Here is an 18022-nt window from a genome sequence, read left to right as displayed (position 1 = left end):
CCCCCCCCCCCCCCCCCCCCCCCCCCCCCCCCCCCCCTCCCCCCCCCCCCCCCCCCCCCCCCCCCCCCCCCCCCCCCACAGGGTTTTGCATTGTTTCGGGATCGCGTATCAGGCTTCCAGGCCAAGGATATCCCGAGCCACAGCCTCGGCAATGCGAATCCCGTCAACACCCGCCGACAGAATCCCGCCCGCATAACCGGCCCCTTCACCGGCCGGGAACAAGCCCTTCACGTTCAGGCTCTGCAACGACTCGTTACGGGTAATGCGCAGCGGCGACGAAGTGCGGGTCTCGATCCCGGTCAGCACTGCGTCGTGCAGCGAGTAACCACGAATCTGCTTCTCGAATGCCGGCAAGGCTTCGCGAATTGCTTCGATGGCGAATGCCGGTAGTGCCAGCGCCAGATCACCCAGGGCAACGCCCGGCTTGTAGGACGGCTCGACGCTGCCCAGTTCGGTAGACGGTTTGCCCGCGATAAAATCGCCGACCAGTTGCGCCGGCGCTTCGTAGTTGCTGCCGCCCAGCACGAATGCGTGGGACTCCAGGCGTTCCTGCAGCTCGATACCGGCCAGCGGGCCGCCCGGATAATCGACTTCCGGCGTGATGCCGACGACGATGCCGGAGTTGGCATTGCGCTCGTTACGCGAGTACTGGCTCATGCCATTGGTGACCACGCGGTTTGGCTCGGAAGTCGCCGCCACCACGGTGCCGCCCGGGCACATGCAGAAGCTGTAGACCGAACGGCCGTTCTTGGCGTGGTGCACCAGCTTGTAGTCGGCGGCGCCCAGTTTCGGGTGGCCGGCGTACTTGCCCAGGCGCGCACGGTCGATCAGCGACTGCGGGTGCTCGATGCGGAAACCCACCGAGAACGGCTTGGCTTCCATGAACACGCCACGGCCGTGAAGCATGCGGAAGGTGTCGCGGGCGCTGTGGCCGAGGGCCAGGATCACGTGTTTCGAGTGGATCTGTTCGCCGCCATTGAGTTCGACGCCGACCAGTTGGCCGTCTTCGATCAACACGTCGGTGACGCGCTGCTGGAAGCGCACTTCACCGCCCAGGGCGCGAATCTGCTCACGCATGTTTTCCACCACGCCGGTCAGACGGAACGTACCGATGTGCGGTTTGCTGACGTAGAGGATTTCTTCCGGAGCACCGGCCTTGACGAATTCGTGCAGGACTTTACGGCCGAGGAATTTCGGGTCCTTGATCTGGCTGTAGAGCTTGCCGTCGGAGAACGTCCCCGCGCCGCCTTCACCGAACTGCACGTTGGATTCCGGGTTGAGCACGCTTTTGCGCCACAGGCCCCAGGTGTCCTTGGTGCGCTGGCGTACTTCGGTGCCGCGCTCGAGGATGATCGGCTTGAAGCCCATTTGCGCCAGCAGCAGCCCGGCGAAAATCCCGCACGGGCCGAAGCCGACGACGATCGGCCGCACGCTCAGATCGGCCGGCGCCTGGCCGACTTCCTTGTAGCTGACATCCGGCGCCACGTTGACGTTACGGTCATCGGCAAACTTGTGCAGTACCGCCGCCTCATCGCGAACTTCAAGGTCGATGGTGTAGATGAAGCACAGTTCGGAGGACTTTTTGCGCGCATCGTAGCTGCGCTTGAACAAGGTGAAATCGAGCAGGTCATCGCTGGCAAGCCCTAAGCGCTGCACGATGGCAGGGCGCAGGTCTTCTTCGGGATGGTCGATCGGCAACTTGAGTTCGGTGATTCGTAACATGGCGGGATCCGGTTCGCGGGGCGCACAACTGCGCCAGGGCGTTTGAAGCCCGCGATTATAAGCCTCAAAGGCGCAGGCCCGTGAGGCTTAAACGATCAGTCGTCGCGCGATCCGCCGAAATACCCGCAGCCGCGCTGTACCTGACCGTCGATGCGCAGCTCGGCGCTCATGTGCTGGATGCTGCCGGTGCTGCTGTCGACGCAACGTTGCGGTGCAACCCACAGTTCGATGTGCTGGTTGTTGGCTTCGGTGCTGAGGTTGAAACGGCCATCGCCCAGTTGCTCCTCGACGTAAGGCACGGCCAACGGCGGCTGGCCGGCCCGGTCGAGGACCATGCCTTTGCCGCTGACTTTCACGCTCCACTCCGGGGTGTGGCCGGCGGCGCGCAGGATCAGCAGCTTGAAATTCGGATCGTCGCACGCGGTGCCCGAGCGCTCGACGCGGTACAACTGCTCCAGATCGAGCTGGCCGTCACCACCGCCGCCGGCCACAACCCGCCCGCGCACGTCGGCAAACAGCTTGCCCTGTTTGTCCGCCAGGTTTGCGGCCTGCTGCAGGACGCTGGTGCCACCCGTGTCGTTGACCACGTAGCGGTTTGTCTGGTTGCACGGCTGGAACAGCAGTTTGCCGTCCGCCGCGGTCAACTGGCCTTGCATGCGTGTCTGGCCGACATGGGAGGCGTTCTGCCGCTCACCCTCGAACAACTGGCAAGCGGCGAACAGCGGAAGCAGGGCAACGAGGACTAAGGAACGGGCAACACGCATCTTGGGGTCTCCTGACAGGTGCCGCCACGTTACTCAGCCTGACCGTTCATCACAACCGGTTATCGTCTCCACTTTGTATTGGCGCGGACACAGGTTGCGATTTTTCATCTTCAGATGTGAAAGGTCTGACCCGTTTGCAGGCCTTCCACACTCTTGGCGTAGGCCAAGGCCACATCCGCCGCAGGAACCGGCTTGAAGCCACGGAAGTACGGCGCGTATTTGCCCATGGCTTCGACCAGGACGTTCGGGCTGATCGAGTTCACCCGCAGGCCGCGCGGTAGCTCGATGGCGGCGGCACGGACAAAGCTGTCCAGTGCACCGTTGACCAGCGCCGCCGAGGCGCCACTGCGAATCGGGTCGTGGCTGAGCACGCCGGTGGTGAAGGTGAACGAAGCGCCGTCATTGGCGAAGTCGCGGCCGATCAGCAGCAAATTGACCTGGCCCATGAGCTTGTCTTTCAGGCCCAGGGCAAAGCTCTCTTCGGTCATTTCGTTGAGCGGTGCGAAGGTCACGTTACCGGCCGCGCACACCAGTGCATCGAATTTGCCGGTCTGCTCGAACAGCTTGCGAATCGAGGTGCTGTCACTGATGTCCACCTGAAAGTCGCCGCTGGTGCGACCGATGCGGATGATTTCGTGGCGTTGCGACAGTTCCTTGTCGACTGCCGAACCGATGGTGCCGCCTGCGCCGATCAAAAGAATTTTCATGGGGGCTGATCCTCGTATGGGTTGAACGAGGTTTCAGTTTAGGGTGGTTTTTTCTCCAGATAAGCGCACTAATAGACAACCTTTGGTTTTCAAATGGAAACAATCCATGAGCGAGATGGATGACCTGGCGGCGTTCGCGGTGTTGATCGAGGCGGGGAGTTTTACCCTGGCGGCGCAGCAGCTTGGTTGCAGCAAAGGCCAGCTGTCCAAGCGCATCAGCCAGTTGGAAGCGCAGTTTTCCGTGGTGTTGTTGCAACGTACCACCCGCCGCTTGAGCCTGACGGCCGCTGGTGCTGCGTTGTTGCCCCAGGCCCAGGCGCTGGTAGTGCAAGTCGAGCGGGCCCGCCAGGCCCTGGCGCGCCTGAAGGACGACATGGCCGGCCCGGTGCGGATGACGGTGCCGGTGTCGCTCGGGGAAACCTTCTTCGATGGCCTGTTGCTGGAGTTCTCGGCCAGGTATCCCCAGGTGCAGATCGAGCTGGAGCTCAACAACAGCTACCGCGACCTGTCTCGCGACGGCTTCGATCTGGCGATTCGTTCCGACGTGGCCATTGACCAGCGACTGGTGGCGCGTCCACTGCTGGCGTGGCAAGAACTGACCTGTGCCAGCCCGGCTTATCTGGAGCAATACGGTGAACCGCAAACCCCCCAGGCGCTGGCCGAGCATCGCTGCCTGCTCAACAGTCATTACAGCGGCCGCGAAGAGTGGCTGTATCACCAGCAGCACGAGTTGTTGCGGGTGCGAGTGTCGGGGCCGTTCGCCAGCAACCACTACAACCTGTTGAAGAAAGCCGCACTGGTCGGCGCCGGTATTGCGCGCCTGCCATCCTACTGTTTGCCAACAGAGCTGGCGGACGGGCGCTTGCGATGGCTGCTGCGCGATTATCAGACCCGCAGCATGCCGATGTATCTGGTGCATCCATATCAGGGCGGTTTGCCCAAGCGCACGCAGGTACTGGCGGATTATTTGATCGGGTGGTTCAAGCGCAGTGGGGAGGTGCTGGATCGGTTGTAAATGTCCTGTGGGAGCGAGCCGGCTCGCGATGGACGTTAACGATGATGAGGGCTGTCTGAATGAACGTGGCGCCCTCCAGTTTTTCGCGAGCAAGCTCGCTCCTACAGAAGAGGGTCTGTGTAGCTATAGGGGGGCATAAAAAAACGGCCCGCAAAGGCCGTTTTTTTGTTTACCGCTAAGGCTTAGCCGCCCAAGTACGCATCACGCACTTTCGGGTCGGTCAGCAGCGCTTCACCGGTGCCTGTCATCACCACCCGGCCGTTCTCCAGAACGTAGGCTCGGTCAGCGATCTTCAGCGCCTGGTTGGCGTTCTGCTCGACCAGGAACACTGTCACACCGTCCTTGCGCAGCTGTTCGATGATGTCGAAGATCTGCTGGATGATGATCGGTGCCAGGCCCAGCGATGGCTCGTCGAGCAGCAACAGCTTGGGCTTGCTCATCAGCGCACGGCCGATGGCGAGCATTTGCTGTTCGCCGCCGGACATGGTGCCGCCGCGCTGGTTGAAGCGTTCTTTCAGGCGTGGGAAAAGTCCGAGAACCTTGTCCATCTGTTCCTGATAGTCGCCCTTGGCGGTGAAGAAACCCCCCATGGACAGGTTTTCTTCAACGGTCAGTCGGGAAAACACCCGACGACCTTCCGGCACCACGGCGATGCTCTTGCGCATGATCTGCGAAGAGTCCTGGCCGACCAGTTCCTCACCCATGTAGCGGATGCTGCCGCTGTGGGCGCGCGGCGAACCGCAAAGCGTCATCAGCAGCGTGGACTTGCCGGCACCGTTGGCACCGATCAGGGTCACGATCTCGCCCTGGCGGACTTCGACGTTGACGCTGTGCAGGGCCTGGATCTTGCCGTAGAAGGTGGAAACGTTTTCGAACTGCAGCATTTACGCTTCCCCCAGGTAGGCTTTGATCACTTCAGGATTGTCGCGGATCTGTTCCGGCGTGCCGTTGGCCAGGGGCGTGCCCTGGTTGATCACGACAATGTGGTCGGAAATGCTCATGACCAGCTTCATGTCGTGTTCGATCAGCAGCACGGTGACGTTGTGCTCTTCACGCAGCATGCTGATCAGCGCCTTGAGGTCCTCGGTTTCCTTCGGGTTCAGGCCGGCAGCCGGTTCGTCGAGCATGAGGATCCGCGGGCGGGTCATCATGCAACGGGCGATTTCCAGACGACGTTGCTGACCGTAGGCCAGGGTGCCGGCCGGACGGTTGGCGAACTCCTTGAGATTGACCTTTTCCAGCCAGAATTCGGCGAAATCCATGGCCTCGCGCTCGCTTTTGCGGAACGACGGGGTCTTGAACAGGCCGGACAGGAAGTTGGTGTTCAGGTGACGATGCTGGGCGATCAAGAGGTTCTCGACCGCCGTCATGTCCTTGAACAACCGCACGTTCTGGAAGGTGCGCACCACGCCTTTGAGGGCAATCTTGTGGCCCGGCAGGCCTTCGATCGCTTCGCCGTCGAGCAGGATGCTGCCGCCGCTCGGCTTGTAGAAGCCGGTCAGGCAGTTGAACACGGTGGTCTTGCCGGCGCCGTTGGGGCCGATCAGCGCAACCACTTGTTTCTCTTTCACGCTCAAGGCTACGCCGTTGACCGCCAGCAAGCCGCCGAAGCGCATGCTCAGGTTTTCTACTTTAAGGATCTCGCGGCTCATTTGCGCAGCTCCATGTGAGGACGTTGCATGGGCAGCAGACCCTGAGGGCGCCAGATCATCATCAGTACCATCAAGGCACCGAACATCAACATGCGGTACTCACTGAACTCACGCATCATTTCCGGCAGCAGGATCATCACCACGGCAGCGAGGATCACGCCCAGCTGCGAGCCCATGCCACCCAGCACCACGATGGCGAGGATGATCGCCGACTCGATGAAGGTGAAGGACTCCGGCGTCACCAGACCCTGACGGGCAGCGAAGAAGCTACCGGCGAAACCGGCGAAGCTCGCACCCAGGGTGAAGGCCGACAGTTTGATGACGGTCGGGTTCAGGCCCAGGGCACGGCAGGCGATTTCGTCTTCACGCAACGCTTCCCAGGCGCGGCCCAACGGCATGCGCAGCAAACGGTTGATGACGAACAGCGCACCCAGGGCAAGCAACAGCGCAACCAGGTAGAGGAAGATCACCTTGTTGATCGAGTTGTATTCCAGGCCGAAATACTCATGGAAGGTTTGCAGGCCTTCCGCGGCTTTTCGTTCGAAGGTCAGGCCGAAGAACGTTGGCTTCTCGATGTTGCTGATACCGTTCGGACCGCCAGTGAGGCCGGTCAGGTTACGCAGGAACAGACGAATGATTTCACCGAAGCCCAAGGTCACGATCGCCAGGTAGTCACCACGCAAACGCAGCACCGGGAAACCGAGCAGGAAGCCGAAGGTGGCCGCCATCAGGCCGGCGATCGGTAGGCAGATCCAGAAGCTCAGGCCGTAGTAGTGCGACAGCAGCGCGTAGCTGTAGGCGCCGACGGCATAGAAACCGACGTAACCGAGGTCGAGCAGACCGGCCAGGCCGACCACGATGTTCAGGCCGAGGCCGAGCATCACGTAGATCAGCACCAGCGTAGCGATATCGACCGCACCGCGAGAGCCGAAGAACGGCCAGACCAGGGCACCGGCGATCAGCGCGATGATGATCCAGCGCTGGGTGGTCGGCAGGGTCAGGAAGTTGCTGGCCTTGGCCGGGATCAGCGGCATGCTCGGCGAAGAGCGCCAGGCCGAGCTGATCTGCTGGTCGAACAGCACACGCAGGAACATCAGCACCGAGCACACCGCGATGGTGATCAGGGTGGCGTCGCTGGTGCCATGAACTTCGAGGTTGATGCCGACGATGGTCAGCTTCAGACCGAGTACCGGGTAGGCCACGGCCCACACCAGCAAAGCGCTGAACAGCGCCTGTTTAAGATTCCTAGTCATACCTTCTCAACCTCCGGACGGCCCAGCAGGCCGGTTGGCCGGAACAACAGCACCAGAACCAGCAGGCCGAACGCCACGACGTCCTTGTACTGGTCGCCGAAGATATCGGCACCAAAGGCTTCCGCCACACCCAGTACCAGCCCGCCGAGCATGGCGCCCGGAATACTGCCGATACCGCCCAGTACCGCGGCGGTGAAGGCCTTGAGGCCGACGAGGAAACCGGCGTTCGGGTTGATCACGCCGTATTGCATGCTCAGCAGCACGGCGGCGATGGCTGCCAGAGCCGCACCGATGACGAAGGTCAGGGCGATGATGTTGTTGGTGTTGATACCCAGCAGGTTGGCCATCTTGATGTCTTCGGCACAGGCACGGCAGGCGCGGCCCAGGCGAGAGCGGGAGATGAACAGGGTCAGGCCGAGCATGGCGACGAGAGTCACCACGAACACCACGATTTGCATGTAGGAAATCAGCACTTCATGTGCGCCACCTGGCCCAAAGGCAAAGTTGCCCGGAATCAGGTTGGGGATGGATTTGTCCTTGGAGTCTTGCGCCAGCAGAACGGTGTTCTGCAGGAAGATCGACATGCCGATGGCGGAGATCAGCGGGATCAGACGGTTGCTGCCGCGCAAGGGGCGGTAGGCGATCCGTTCGATGCTGTAGCCGTAGGCACTGGTTACAACGATGGTTGCGAGAAAAGCGGCGGTCATCAACAGCGGCACGCTGTCGAGTCCCAGCATGGCCAGCCCGGCGATGGCGATGAACGCCACGTAGGAGCCAATCATGTACACCTCGCCGTGGGCGAAGTTGATCATTCCAATGATGCCGTAGACCATCGTATAGCCGATGGCGATCAGGGCATACGTGCTGCCAATGGTCAGGCCATTAACCAGCTGTTGGAAGAAGTGATAGATGTCAGGCATTACAGCGCTCCTAAAAACCTGATACGCATTTCACTGGTGGAGTCATTTTCCCGCCCGAGCCCCGTGGATCTGCATCCACTTCGAATTCGGGGTTTGCCAGCGAACCGCTGATGACGGTTTTGAGATTTTCAGGTGGGGAGACTGGCGGATCACGCCAGCGCGGCCCAGATACGTTCGTAAAACAAAGCCCACGGCACGCCGTGGGCTTTATTGGCAGTCAGTCTGGCAACGCCTTACTGAGGCTTGGCTTCAGTTTTTGGTTTGCCGAAGTGCCACTCGTAAACCACGAATTTGAAGTCTTTCAGGTCGCCTTTCTCGTCGAAGCTCAGGTCGCCGGTAGGCGTCTTGAAGGTGCCGGCGTGGATGGCTTCAGCCACTTTGGCGGAGTCTTCGGACTTGGCAGCCTTGATGCCGTCGGCGATCACGGTCACAGCCGAGTAGGCCGGGAACACGAACGGACCGCTTGGATCTTCTTTCTTGGCTTTGAACGCATCAGCCAGGGCAACGTTGGCCGGATCCTGGTCGAAGGATTTCGGCAGGGTCACCAGCAGGCCTTCGGAAGCGTCCTTGGCGATCTGCGAAATGGAGTCGTTACCCACGCCTTCCGGACCCATGAACTTGGCTTTCAGGCCTTTTTCCGCAGACTGACGCAGGATCAGGCCCAGCTCTGGGTGGTAGCCGCCGTAGTAGACGAAGTCGACGTTGGCTTGCTTGAGCTTGGCGATCATCGAGGAGAAGTCTTTGTCGCCGGCGTTGACGCCTTCGAACACGGCAACCTTGACGCCTTTGCCTTCCAGGGTTTTCTTCACGGCAGAGGCGATGCCTTCACCGTATTGCTGTTTGTCGTGCAGAACAGCAACGATCTTCGGTTTTACGAAGTCGGCAATGTAGTTACCGGCGGCAGGGCCCTGGGCGCTGTCCAGACCGATGGTGCGGAACACCATTTTGTAACCACGGGCGGTGATGTCCGGGCTGGTGGCAGCCGGGGTGATCATGATCACGCCTTCGTCTTCGTAGATGTCCGAAGCCGGTTGAGTGGAGCTGGAGCACAGGTGACCGACTACGAACTTGACGCCGTCGTTGACGACCTTGTTCGCGACTGCCACAGCTTGTTTCGGATCACAGGCGTCATCGTATTCAACGGCTTCGAGTTTCTTGCCGTCCACACCGCCCTTGGCGTTGATTTGCTCGATGGCCATTTTGGCGCCACTGAACTGCATGTCGCCGTATTGGGCTACAGGGCCGGTCTTAGGGCCGGCGATGCCGATCTTGATGGTGTCAGCTGCGAACGAATGGCTGGCAACCCCGGCCAGAACCATAGCGGCAAACAGTTTGGAAATCTGCTTAGTAGCCTTAGTCATAGTGCTCCACTCTTACTGTTGTAGTTTTTATAGTCCTGGCGCCGAAAGCAGCAGAACCGGGTCGGATATCTGCGACATTCCCCGGAAAAGTCCCTCGGCAACTGTACCGGTACAGTGTAGAGCGCCGATTGTCAGCCTGGGAAGGCAGCGCCGGGGGACAAAACCTGCAAGTGTCGCTTTATTGAAAGTAAAAGACAGAATTGCGGCGGGGTGTTGAGGGGCTTATAGCCGTATTCAGTGCATTCCCTGGCTTTCCTGCGCTTTTCATTTCGGTCACTCAATTGCATCCGGGTTTTTCTGCCAGTCCACCGACGTTATCATTCGCGTCGATTTCTTTTCCGGACAGTCCCATGAATCAAGAACCTAGCACCCTCTATGCCAAGCTGCTTGGTGAAACCGCATCTATTACCTGGAAAGAGCTGGAGCCGTTCTTCGCCAAGGGTGCCCTATTGTGGGTCGATCCTGGCCTGGATCTGATCGCCGCCGCCGAGGCCGTTGCCCAGGATGAAGGGGAGAAAGTGGCTGCCTGGCTGGCCGCCGACAAGCTCGGCAAGCTCTCTGAAACGCGGGCGCTGGATCTTTTTGAACGTGATCCACAGCTGTGGGCCGTGGTTGTTTCGCCGTGGATTCTGATCCAGGAAAGGGCGCAGGCTTAAAAGCTTGCACCTGATTGGTGCGTTCATTTCTGAAGGAAAAGTGTGTAGCCGAGTAGCGTGATGGCATGTTGCCGTAGAGAAAGGCCACAGCCTCACGGTGACGTAAACGTAACGGGAACAGTTGGGAGGGCAACTGAACGTCTGCTCAATTGTTTCTGAATGTTGATTTGCAGTAATTCAAGGCCGCCATCGCGAGCAAGCTCGCTCCCACAGGGATCGCATTCTTTCAAACAGAACGCGGTCAACTGTGGGAGCGAGCTTGCTCGCGATAGGGACGGTGAGTTTTCGCGTCTTGTTAAGCCGTTTTGCCCGTATGGTTATTCAACGAAATAACCTTGGTCTTGCCGATGCGGTGACGGTAGATCTCGCGCAGGTACTTGATCGATTTCTTCACGCAATCCCGGGACAGGCGGATGTCGTTGATCGAGACGAACTTGTCCTTGTCGTTGATCAGCTCACGGTACTTCTTCTCGTACATCGGCTTGATCGCGTACCAGTTGGTATCGAGGATCTTCGCCGGGTTCTCGAATTCGTTGAGTAGTTCGTCAATCCGGTCTTCATCGAACTGTTCGTTGATGATGAAGTCCAGGATCGAGTTGTCCAGGGTCTCGTCGAAGCGGTACGGGTTTTTCGCGAAGCAGCGCTTGATGAAGGCCACGATCAGCGTCAGGAAATCGTCCGACAGGCACGGGCTCTTGGCGATCAGGGTGGTCAGCGACAGGTTGGCCGAAGCACCGATCACCAGCGCGTAGCGCTTGAGCGTGGTGTTGGGGAACAGGCTGTTGAGATGAGTCTTCAACCGGTTCAAATCCATGTAGGACAGCTTGTAGTCCTTCGGCAACGAAACGATCGACACCACCGACGAGCAATTCTTGAAGAAGTGCAGGTCATGCAGGGCCGCCGCGTCGTAACCCGAGTTCTTGTACTGCTCCAGTGACGCGCGATAGCGCTTGGACTCGATCGGCAACAGGCTGATGCCCTCGATGGCCTGGGTGACCTTGTTGAAGTGCGGCAGGTCGATCGAGCGGAAGAACAGGTCGTCGATGTTCAGGCGTTGCGGCTCTTTCTCGAACACCTTGAATTTGTCGCTGCTCGGCGCCGGGGTTTCCGGCACCACGGACTCGGCGTAGGCAATCGCCACCGGGCCGGCCAGGCTCATGAACAGGTCGTTGGCGTCCAGGCGGATGGTTTCACCGATGTCGATGCCGGCACGACGGAAATAGTTCTGGTCGTAGTCGGTGGTCACCGCCTGGGCCGTCAGAATGTTGAAGATCTGCTGCGAGATGTATTGGTTGGCATGCTTTTCCATGGCATTGACATCAATGTTCTGGATATTGCCGTCATCGTTCTCTTCGGCGTAACGCATGATGTCGTTGGAGATCAGCATCATCGCGTTCCATGGGCGGATGCGGCCCATGACGCTGGCTTCGCTGCTGTCTTCGTTGGCGAAGTTGTAGGAGAAGTCCCACTCTTCCGACAGGTATTTGCACAACAGGCGACCGGCGTTGATGTGCAGCGCCTCGGACATCTCACTGCGGTGATCTGAAATGTTCGGCAGTACACAGATGCCACTGGTGAAGATCGGTTCGAAGACGAAGGAGTGGCCGCTCTTGCTGTCGTGCTCGTCCATCGGCTTGGTGTCGAACGTCTTGTTCATGTACGAGTGCTGCTGGGCCAGGCCGAACTCCGAGGCCATGCCCGAGCCGGTACCGCCGCCGGCACTGAAGATCGAGAAATACAGGCGCGACTGGTTGGCCTTGATGCCGCAGCTGTCGATCAGGTACGAGTGAATCATTTTCCAGTCGGGGCTGGAGAAGCGCTGGGTGTCCTTGTTCAGGATGATCTTGGCCAGGTACTGGCCGAGGATCGGCGCGTTACCGGCGCCACCGGCATGGACTTCCGACAGGTCCATGATCTTCATCTTGCTGTAGTCGCGCAGAAAGCCGCTTTTTTCGCCCTTGCGCGAGAAGCGGATGCGCCCGGCGATGTCCTTGTCCAGGTCGCCGAGCATCACCAGCGGCTCGACCAGGAACACCGGCTTGGTGTTTTTGTTCTGGCCCAGGCGCAGGTTGTTGCGAATCCACTGGGCCGGGCTGTAACCCTTTTCGGCAAAACGCTTGTCCGGCGACAGGCGATCTTCGTTGTTGAATTCGTTGAGGTAGAACTTGCGGGCGTTGTACACCAGTTCCGCCACGTCCAGCGCAATGTTCGAGCCACAGCGGCCCAGGCCGATCAGGCATACCGACGGGAATTCCTGATCGCTGTGCTGTTCGCTGTCGCCTTCCAGGTGCGGTGCGCGCGGGAACACCATGTCGCGCAGGCCGTCGAGGTTGTCGAGGATGCGGTCGGTGTTGGTTTCGGTGAAGTACAGGTATTGCTGGGTCGCCAATGGGCGCGATTGAATCGATGGCTTAGGTGATGACGGGCTGTTGGCCGCGGGGCTCAACGTCAGATCGGTTACCGCAGTGGCCGGGTTGTTTTTAGAAGTCATAGTTCGCCATCTACCTGGGCTGATTGGTTGGCCGACTCACTGTCGTCGAACCGTCACGGAATACAATCGCGTCTTTTTTCAGCGCGTACTTGGACCATGCCTTGGTCTTTAGCCTGAGCATTGCTCGGAGTGAATCCTTTCCTGAGTCATGATGAATCGGCCAATATTCGGTGATCTTTAATCAAGAAGAGGCAAAATGATGTCAACGCTACCTTCGTTAGGGTTTGCCGGGATCGGCCTGATGGGGCTGCCGATGTGCCGGCGCCTGCTGGCCGCGGGTTATCCGCTGGCGGTATGGAATCGCAATCCGGACAAGTGCAAGCCGCTGGTGGAGGCCGGCGCGCGCCAGGTCGCCAGCCCGGCCGAACTGTGCCAGCACGCTGACGTGGTGATGCTGTGCCTGGCCGATACCTCGGTCGTACGCGAGGTGGTGTTTGGTCCGGCAGGTGTTGTGGAGGGTGCCAAAAAAGGCCAGCTGCTGGTGGATTTCTCCAGCCTGGAGCCCAACGCTACGCGGGAAATGGCTGCAGAACTTGCCGCTAAAACCGGCATGGGCTGGCTCGATACGCCGGTGTCCGGTGGCGTGGTCGGTGCCGAGGCTGGAAGCCTGGCGATCATGGTCGGCGGTGAGCTACAGGATCTGGAGCGGGTCCGGCCTGTCCTGTTGAACCTGGGGCAGCGTGTGACACACATGGGCGGCGTCGGGGCCGGGCAGGTGACCAAGGCGTGCAATCAGATGATCGTCGCCTGCAATGCATTGGTGATTGCCGAAGTGGTCGCGTTGGCGGAGCGTTCCGGGGTTGATGCCAGCCTGATCGCCGAAGCGCTGGCCGGCGGCTTTGCCGATTCGAAACCCTTGCAGATCCTGGCTCCGCAGATGGCGCAAAATCGATTCGAACCGGTCAAGTGGCACGTACGGACGTTACTCAAGGATCTGGATACAGCGGTGAAGTTTTCCCGTGAACAAGGCTCGGCGACACCGATCAGCGGTCTGGCCGCGCAGTTGATGCGCCTGCATGGGAGTCAGGGGTTTCTTGAAAAGGACCCGTCTACATTAGTGCAGATGTACCGTGAACCAGGCTCAGCGTCGTGACGGTGTAGGCGTGCTTGCGCTGGTTGATTTCTTTCAGTACCGGATGCAGTTCGGCCAGTGGCACCGGCCGACTCAGCAGATAGCCCTGAACGAAGTCACAGCCATGGTCTTCCAGGAACTGGTATTGCTCGAAGGTTTCGACCCCTTCGGTGACCACTTGCAGGTGCAGGGTATGGGCCATGACGATAATCGCCTGGACGATTTCCATATCCTGGGTCGCCTTGGGAATGTCCTGGATGAACGAGCGGTCGATTTTCAGCGTGTTGAGCGGCAAGCGCTTGAGGTAGGCCAGGGATGAATAGCCGGTGCCGAAGTCATCGATAGACAGTGAAACGCCGAGGGCGCGTATCTGGCGCAGCAGCACCAGGGTGTCGGCGATATTGCCCATCAAGGCGTTTTCGGTGACCTCCAGTTCCAGACGGTGGGGCTCTACACCGGAGGCCCGCAATGCGTACTCGATTTCATCGGCCAGTTCTTCGCGCGCCAGGTTCAGGGGCGAGCAGTTCACGGCGATCTTCAGGTCTTCACAGCCTTGGCGCGACAACTCGCCCAGATCCTCGCAGGCCTTGCGCAGCACCCAGTTGTCCAGCTCGGCGATCAGGCCATTGGCTTCGGCGATGGCGATAAAACGATCCGGTACGAGGAAACCGTGGACCGGGTGTTGCCAGCGGATCAAGGCTTCGAGCTTGCTCACCTGACCGGTCTTGAGGTCATAGATCGGCTGATAATAAAGCATCAAACCGGTGTCTTCACGCAGGGCGTGGCGCAACTCTTCTTCCAATTGCAGCTCGAATGTGGCGCGGGTTTTCAGGTCGGCACTGAAAAAACTCAGCCCGTTGCGGCCGCTGCCCTTGGACTGATACAGCGCCAGGTCGGCGTTTTTCAACAGTTCCTCACAGGTCTTGCCGTCTTCCGGAAACAGGCTGATGCCGATGCTGGTGGTCATGACCATGCGCCTGCCGGCCAACTCGATGGGCTCCTTCATTTTCAGCATGATGCGTTGGGCCATCTGCCGCGCTTCGTCACGATCACGCAAGTCGATGAGCAGGCAGAACTCGTCGCCGCCGAAGCGAGCGACCACATCCTCATGACTGCGAACAGAGCTCTTGATGTGCCCGGCAAGCACTTTGAGCAGTTCGTCACCGGCATCGTGGCCAAGGCTGTCGTTGATCCGCTTGAAATGGTCGATGTCCAGGAACATGACCGCCAGCATCCCGCCTTTGTTGCTTTTCTCGATGAGTTTTTCAGCGAAGACCTGGTTGAACCCACGGCGGTTGATCAGGTTGGTCAGCGCATCGTAGTGCGCCAGCTGTTGCAGCGACATGCGCGCCTGATCAAGTTGGCTTAGCAGAGAGTTGACCCGTTGCAGGTCGTGGTCCTTGTGTTGCAGCTTCTTGTCCGCCAGTGCCGCGCTGATGCTGCTACCGATGATCAGCAGGGTGATGACTGTCACGGTCAGCGCCAGTTGCAGATGGCTGTGTTCGCCGGTTTGCGCTGGCAGGCTGTCGCTGGGCATCACCATGTTGAAGGCGGCCATGGCAGTGAGGTGCATACCGAGGATGCCCGCCCCGAGCACCAGGCTGGCGCCGAATTTGAAAAGCTGATGCAGCATGCCTGCACCGTCGCGCAGATACCATGCCAGCAACAAGGCGGCCAGCGCGGCACCGATCGCGATCGCGATGGAAAGGGCGAACAGGCCCGGATGGTAATAGACCGAGGCATTGGAGTGCATGGCCGTCATGCCCACGTAATGCATGGTCGCGATACCCAGGCCGATCCCGACCGATGACGTGAGGCACTGTCGAAAACTCAGCTCAGGAAGGCTGAGGGTACGCATCGCCAGCCATGCGGCGAACAGCGCGATGGTTAGCGAGAACACCGTGACAGGCAGTTGGTAGTGAAGATCGATAGGCGCCTGGAATGCCAGCATCCCGACGAAATGCATGGCCCAGATGCCGCCGGCCAGGCATCCGCTGCCCACCCAGCGCCAGAGCGTTTGGGACGCGGATTTTTCAGCGTGAGCAACCCGTTCGGCCATGTCCAGTGTCGCGAAACCGCCGACACAGGCGACCAGATAAGCCAGCAGCACCAGAAACGGGTCATGTGTGCAATTAAGTATGACCTGCCCAGTCTCTGGTAGCTCGGTAATGAAATGCAAACCAAGCCACTCCATAGCATGCCCCATCGTTAAGCTTCAGGTCGGCGCAAGGAGCGTCGGCGAATGTCGTGGAGTATAGAGGGCGTGGATGGAGCGCAAGCGGTAGTGGCACATTGATGCCAATTTTTTTGATATTAGCCTAATAGCGATTAGTGATATGACTCAGGCGATTTGCTTCTGAGGCGTCTCGAACGCGGGTTGCAGGGCCGGCAAGCCGAAAGCGGCACGGGCCGCGTCGCAATCGGGATTTGCCAGGCCGTCGACCCACGAAGCGTCGAACTCCCGACAGGTGCTGGAGCGTTTTTCGTAAATGGAGCACTGCACCGTACTGCCCACGTCTCCGACCAGGCTGGTGCAGCGCACGGGTTTGCAGCCGGTTCCGAGCATCGCGACCCGACTGGGGCTGATCTGCTCGACAAGCTCATCGGGTACCGTCCCCCCGGACGAGGCGCATTCACCCCAGAAAAATGACACGCGAAAATGAGAACAGCAGGCACCGCAATTCAGACACGGACTGGCTTCGGACATGGGCGATTATCTAAGGAGGAGTGGAGACACAGGGGGGAAACAAGGCCGCTATTCTAGGCTTCGCCAACGGCTTGGGAAGGGGGGCTGAAAGGTATTTTTCATCGCTCGGACGGACTGCGAAATACCCGTCCCGCGAAAGCTCCTACAGGTTGCGTCCCATGGGTTGGTATCAGCCTGGCGAATAATGAAAGACAGGCGCGGCCGGCCTGTCTAGATTGTAAAGTCCGGGGGCAGTGACGCCCCAAAAACAATAAAAGAGACGGACCCATGCAGAACTCGACCCAAGCGGCCAATGCCTGGCGCATTCTGTTCCTGTTGTTCCTGGCCAATCTGTTCAATTTTTTCGACCGCACCATCCCGGCCATCATCATCGAGCCCATTCGCATGGAATGGCACCTCAGTGATTTCCAGTTGGGGATCATCGGGACGGCATTCACCATCGTCTACGCCATTGCCGGCTTGCCGCTGGGGCGCATGGCCGATACCGGCTCGCGCAGCAAGCTGATGGGTTGGGGGCTGGCGGTATGGAGCGGGTTGACCGCCGTCAACGGCATGGTGGGCAGTTTCTGGAGCTTCCTGATCGTGCGCATGGGCATCGGCATCGGCGAGGCCAGTTACGCGCCAGCCGCCAACTCGCTGATCGGCGACTTGTTTCCGGCGCACCGTCGGGCGCGGGCCATGGGGATCTTCATGCTGGGGCTGCCCTTGGGGCTGTTGCTGGCGTTCTTCACCATTGGCGCGATGGTCAAGGCCTTCGATAGCTGGCGCGCACCGTTCTTTATCGCGGCGGTGCCCGGGCTGATCCTGGCGGTCTTCATGTTTTTCATCAAGGAACCAAAGCGCGGCGCTGCCGAGAGCGTTCAGGTTTCGCAGGAAAAAATCGATCGGCCGATCCGACGGGTATTGGCAGTGCCAACCTTCCTGTGGTTGGTGATGGCCGGCCTGTGTTTCAACTTCGCCACCTATGCTTGTAACTCGTTTCTGGTGCCGATGCTGCAACGCTACTTCCTCATGCCGTTGCAGGATGCCGCAGTGGCGACCGGAGTTATTGTCGGTGTGACCGGGCTGGTCGGCCTGACCCTCGGTGGCTGGATCGCGGACAAGATTCACCAGCGCATCGCCAACGGACGGCTTTTGTTTGCCGCCTTCAGCCTGGTGATTTCGACGGTCTGCACCGCGTGGGCGCTGCATTCCGGGCGAATCGAGATCGGTGTGTTTGTCGCGGTATTCAGTATGGGCTGGCTGTTCGCCTACAACTTTTATACCTGCGTATACACGGCGATTCAGGATGTGGTCGAGCCGCGGTTGCGGGCAACGGCGATGGCGCTGTTCTTTGCCGGGCTGTACCTGTTGGGCGGTGGTCTGGGGCCGGTGGTGGTCGGGGCCTTGTCGGATCACTTCGCCCACACGGCGATGCTTGCGGCGGGCGCGGAGCAAATGACTGAGGCGTTTAAGGCGGTCGGCCTGCATGACGCGATGTACCTGATACCGGTGGCGTTGTTGCTCACCGTGGTGTTTCTGTTCCTGGCTTCGCGGTGTTTTGTGAGGGACGCCAAGCGGATGAAGGACGGGTTGGTGGCGGTGGTTGAGCCTGACAGTTCTGCGGTGACTGCTTAACCGCTATCGCGAGCAAGCTCGCTCCCACAGGTATCTCATAGGCACTGAAGATCCAATGTGGGAGCGAGCTTGCTCGCGATGAGGT

The 18022-nt window shown here is 59.7% G+C and carries 15 protein-coding genes; 4 read left to right on the top strand and 11 right to left on the bottom strand.

Annotation, left to right across the window (positions count from 1 at the left end; genetic code table 11):
* Positions 1-108: 108 nt before the first annotated feature.
* From AC1RP7_RS25730 to AC1RP7_RS25720, 3 genes are all read right to left on the bottom strand, one after another.
* The gene (locus tag AC1RP7_RS25730) at positions 109-1722 is read right to left on the bottom strand and encodes an NAD(P)/FAD-dependent oxidoreductase (protein WP_090453539.1); all 1614 of its coding nucleotides are present in this window, start codon (positions 1720-1722) and stop codon (positions 109-111) included.
* 95 nt (positions 1723-1817) lie between these two features.
* Positions 1818-2486: a COG3650 family protein gene (locus tag AC1RP7_RS25725; RefSeq protein ID WP_090453540.1), complete on the bottom strand. Its 669-nt coding sequence runs from the start codon at positions 2484-2486 to the stop codon at positions 1818-1820.
* 110 nt (positions 2487-2596) lie between these two features.
* On the bottom strand, positions 2597-3193 hold the full coding sequence (locus AC1RP7_RS25720) for a short chain dehydrogenase (protein ID WP_218495060.1): 597 nt from the start codon (positions 3191-3193) through the stop codon (positions 2597-2599).
* A gap of 106 nt (positions 3194-3299) precedes the next feature.
* On the opposite strand from AC1RP7_RS25720, the gene AC1RP7_RS25715 reads away from it, so the two are divergent.
* Positions 3300-4208: a LysR family transcriptional regulator gene (locus AC1RP7_RS25715; protein ID WP_218495061.1), complete on the top strand. Its 909-nt coding sequence runs from the start codon at positions 3300-3302 to the stop codon at positions 4206-4208.
* 182 nt (positions 4209-4390) lie between these two features.
* On the opposite strand, the gene AC1RP7_RS25710 is transcribed toward AC1RP7_RS25715, so the two are convergent.
* The 5 genes from AC1RP7_RS25710 to AC1RP7_RS25690 all read right to left on the bottom strand — a co-directional run bounded on the left by AC1RP7_RS25710 (position 4391) and on the right by AC1RP7_RS25690 (position 9394).
* Entirely contained in the window at positions 4391-5092 is a 702-nt protein-coding gene (locus AC1RP7_RS25710; RefSeq protein WP_057716104.1) for an ABC transporter ATP-binding protein, read from the bottom strand.
* Positions 5093-5860, bottom strand: a complete 768-nt coding sequence (gene livG, locus AC1RP7_RS25705; RefSeq protein WP_057716103.1) for a high-affinity branched-chain amino acid ABC transporter ATP-binding protein LivG — start codon at positions 5858-5860, stop codon at positions 5093-5095.
* A complete protein-coding gene (locus AC1RP7_RS25700; protein WP_057716102.1) occupies positions 5857-7113 on the bottom strand; it encodes a high-affinity branched-chain amino acid ABC transporter permease LivM in 1257 nt (418 codons plus the stop codon). Before AC1RP7_RS25700 ends, livG begins: the two co-directional genes overlap by 4 nt.
* Positions 7110-8033: a high-affinity branched-chain amino acid ABC transporter permease LivH gene (livH, locus tag AC1RP7_RS25695; RefSeq protein WP_007947264.1), complete on the bottom strand. Its 924-nt coding sequence runs from the start codon at positions 8031-8033 to the stop codon at positions 7110-7112. Before livH ends, AC1RP7_RS25700 begins: the two co-directional genes overlap by 4 nt.
* A gap of 233 nt (positions 8034-8266) precedes the next feature.
* The gene (locus AC1RP7_RS25690; protein ID WP_046816661.1) at positions 8267-9394 is read right to left on the bottom strand and encodes a branched-chain amino acid ABC transporter substrate-binding protein; all 1128 of its coding nucleotides are present in this window, start codon (positions 9392-9394) and stop codon (positions 8267-8269) included.
* 350 nt (positions 9395-9744) lie between these two features.
* Here AC1RP7_RS25690 and AC1RP7_RS25685 point away from each other — a divergent pair, with 350 nt between their 5' ends.
* Entirely contained in the window at positions 9745-10050 is a 306-nt protein-coding gene (locus tag AC1RP7_RS25685) for a DUF2288 domain-containing protein (protein WP_008052913.1), read from the top strand.
* A 295-nt stretch (positions 10051-10345) separates the two neighbouring features.
* On the opposite strand, the gene AC1RP7_RS25680 is transcribed toward AC1RP7_RS25685, so the two are convergent.
* On the bottom strand, positions 10346-12541 hold the full coding sequence (locus AC1RP7_RS25680; protein ID WP_090453544.1) for a hypothetical protein: 2196 nt from the start codon (positions 12539-12541) through the stop codon (positions 10346-10348).
* Positions 12542-12737: 196 nt separating this feature from the next.
* Between AC1RP7_RS25680 and AC1RP7_RS25675 the strand changes: the two genes are divergently transcribed.
* Positions 12738-13634, top strand: a complete 897-nt coding sequence (locus tag AC1RP7_RS25675; protein ID WP_223502360.1) for an NAD(P)-dependent oxidoreductase — start codon at positions 12738-12740, stop codon at positions 13632-13634.
* On the opposite strand, the gene AC1RP7_RS25670 is transcribed toward AC1RP7_RS25675, so the two are convergent.
* Complete coding sequence (locus AC1RP7_RS25670; protein WP_493182212.1) at positions 13591-15807, bottom strand: putative bifunctional diguanylate cyclase/phosphodiesterase; 2217 nt, start codon at positions 15805-15807, stop codon at positions 13591-13593. The two genes, AC1RP7_RS25675 and AC1RP7_RS25670, sit on opposite strands and share 44 nt — an antisense overlap.
* A gap of 147 nt (positions 15808-15954) precedes the next feature.
* A complete protein-coding gene (locus tag AC1RP7_RS25665) occupies positions 15955-16320 on the bottom strand; it encodes a YkgJ family cysteine cluster protein (protein ID WP_046043993.1) in 366 nt (121 codons plus the stop codon).
* Between the two features lie 267 nt (positions 16321-16587).
* Between AC1RP7_RS25665 and AC1RP7_RS25660 the strand changes: the two genes are divergently transcribed.
* Positions 16588-17937 carry a spinster family MFS transporter gene (locus AC1RP7_RS25660; protein ID WP_349733377.1) on the top strand — a complete coding sequence of 450 codons (1350 nt, stop codon included), beginning with the start codon at positions 16588-16590 and terminating at the stop codon, positions 17935-17937.
* The last annotated feature ends 85 nt before the right edge of the window (positions 17938-18022 follow it).

This window comes from Pseudomonas sp. GW822-FHT01E03, from assembly GCF_058802985.1.
The sequence above is the reverse complement of the archived record's forward strand: the minus strand, read 5'-3'. Positions and strand labels throughout refer to the sequence as shown.

What these genes read in the sequence shown, in the direction of transcription:
- livG (WP_057716103.1), bottom strand. Translation starts at nt 5,860, where the DNA reads ATGAGCCGCGAGATCCTTAAAGTAGAAAACCTGAGCATGCGCTTCGGC.
- AC1RP7_RS25670 (WP_493182212.1), bottom strand. Translation starts at nt 15,807, where the DNA reads ATGGAGTGGCTTGGTTTGCATTTCATTACCGAGCTACCAGAGACTGGG.
- livH (WP_007947264.1), bottom strand. Translation starts at nt 8,033, where the DNA reads ATGCCTGACATCTATCACTTCTTCCAACAGCTGGTTAATGGCCTGACC.
- AC1RP7_RS25720 (WP_218495060.1), bottom strand. Translation starts at nt 3,193, where the DNA reads ATGAAAATTCTTTTGATCGGCGCAGGCGGCACCATCGGTTCGGCAGTC.
- AC1RP7_RS25685 (WP_008052913.1), top strand. Translation starts at nt 9,745, where the DNA reads ATGAATCAAGAACCTAGCACCCTCTATGCCAAGCTGCTTGGTGAAACC.
- AC1RP7_RS25660 (WP_349733377.1), top strand. Translation starts at nt 16,588, where the DNA reads ATGCAGAACTCGACCCAAGCGGCCAATGCCTGGCGCATTCTGTTCCTG.
- AC1RP7_RS25700 (WP_057716102.1), bottom strand. Translation starts at nt 7,113, where the DNA reads ATGACTAGGAATCTTAAACAGGCGCTGTTCAGCGCTTTGCTGGTGTGG.
- AC1RP7_RS25730 (WP_090453539.1), bottom strand. Translation starts at nt 1,722, where the DNA reads ATGTTACGAATCACCGAACTCAAGTTGCCGATCGACCATCCCGAAGAA.
- AC1RP7_RS25665 (WP_046043993.1), bottom strand. Translation starts at nt 16,320, where the DNA reads ATGTCCGAAGCCAGTCCGTGTCTGAATTGCGGTGCCTGCTGTTCTCAT.
- AC1RP7_RS25690 (WP_046816661.1), bottom strand. Translation starts at nt 9,394, where the DNA reads ATGACTAAGGCTACTAAGCAGATTTCCAAACTGTTTGCCGCTATGGTT.
- AC1RP7_RS25680 (WP_090453544.1), bottom strand. Translation starts at nt 12,541, where the DNA reads ATGACTTCTAAAAACAACCCGGCCACTGCGGTAACCGATCTGACGTTG.
- AC1RP7_RS25715 (WP_218495061.1), top strand. Translation starts at nt 3,300, where the DNA reads ATGAGCGAGATGGATGACCTGGCGGCGTTCGCGGTGTTGATCGAGGCG.
- AC1RP7_RS25725 (WP_090453540.1), bottom strand. Translation starts at nt 2,486, where the DNA reads ATGCGTGTTGCCCGTTCCTTAGTCCTCGTTGCCCTGCTTCCGCTGTTC.
- AC1RP7_RS25675 (WP_223502360.1), top strand. Translation starts at nt 12,738, where the DNA reads ATGATGTCAACGCTACCTTCGTTAGGGTTTGCCGGGATCGGCCTGATG.
- AC1RP7_RS25710 (WP_057716104.1), bottom strand. Translation starts at nt 5,092, where the DNA reads ATGCTGCAGTTCGAAAACGTTTCCACCTTCTACGGCAAGATCCAGGCC.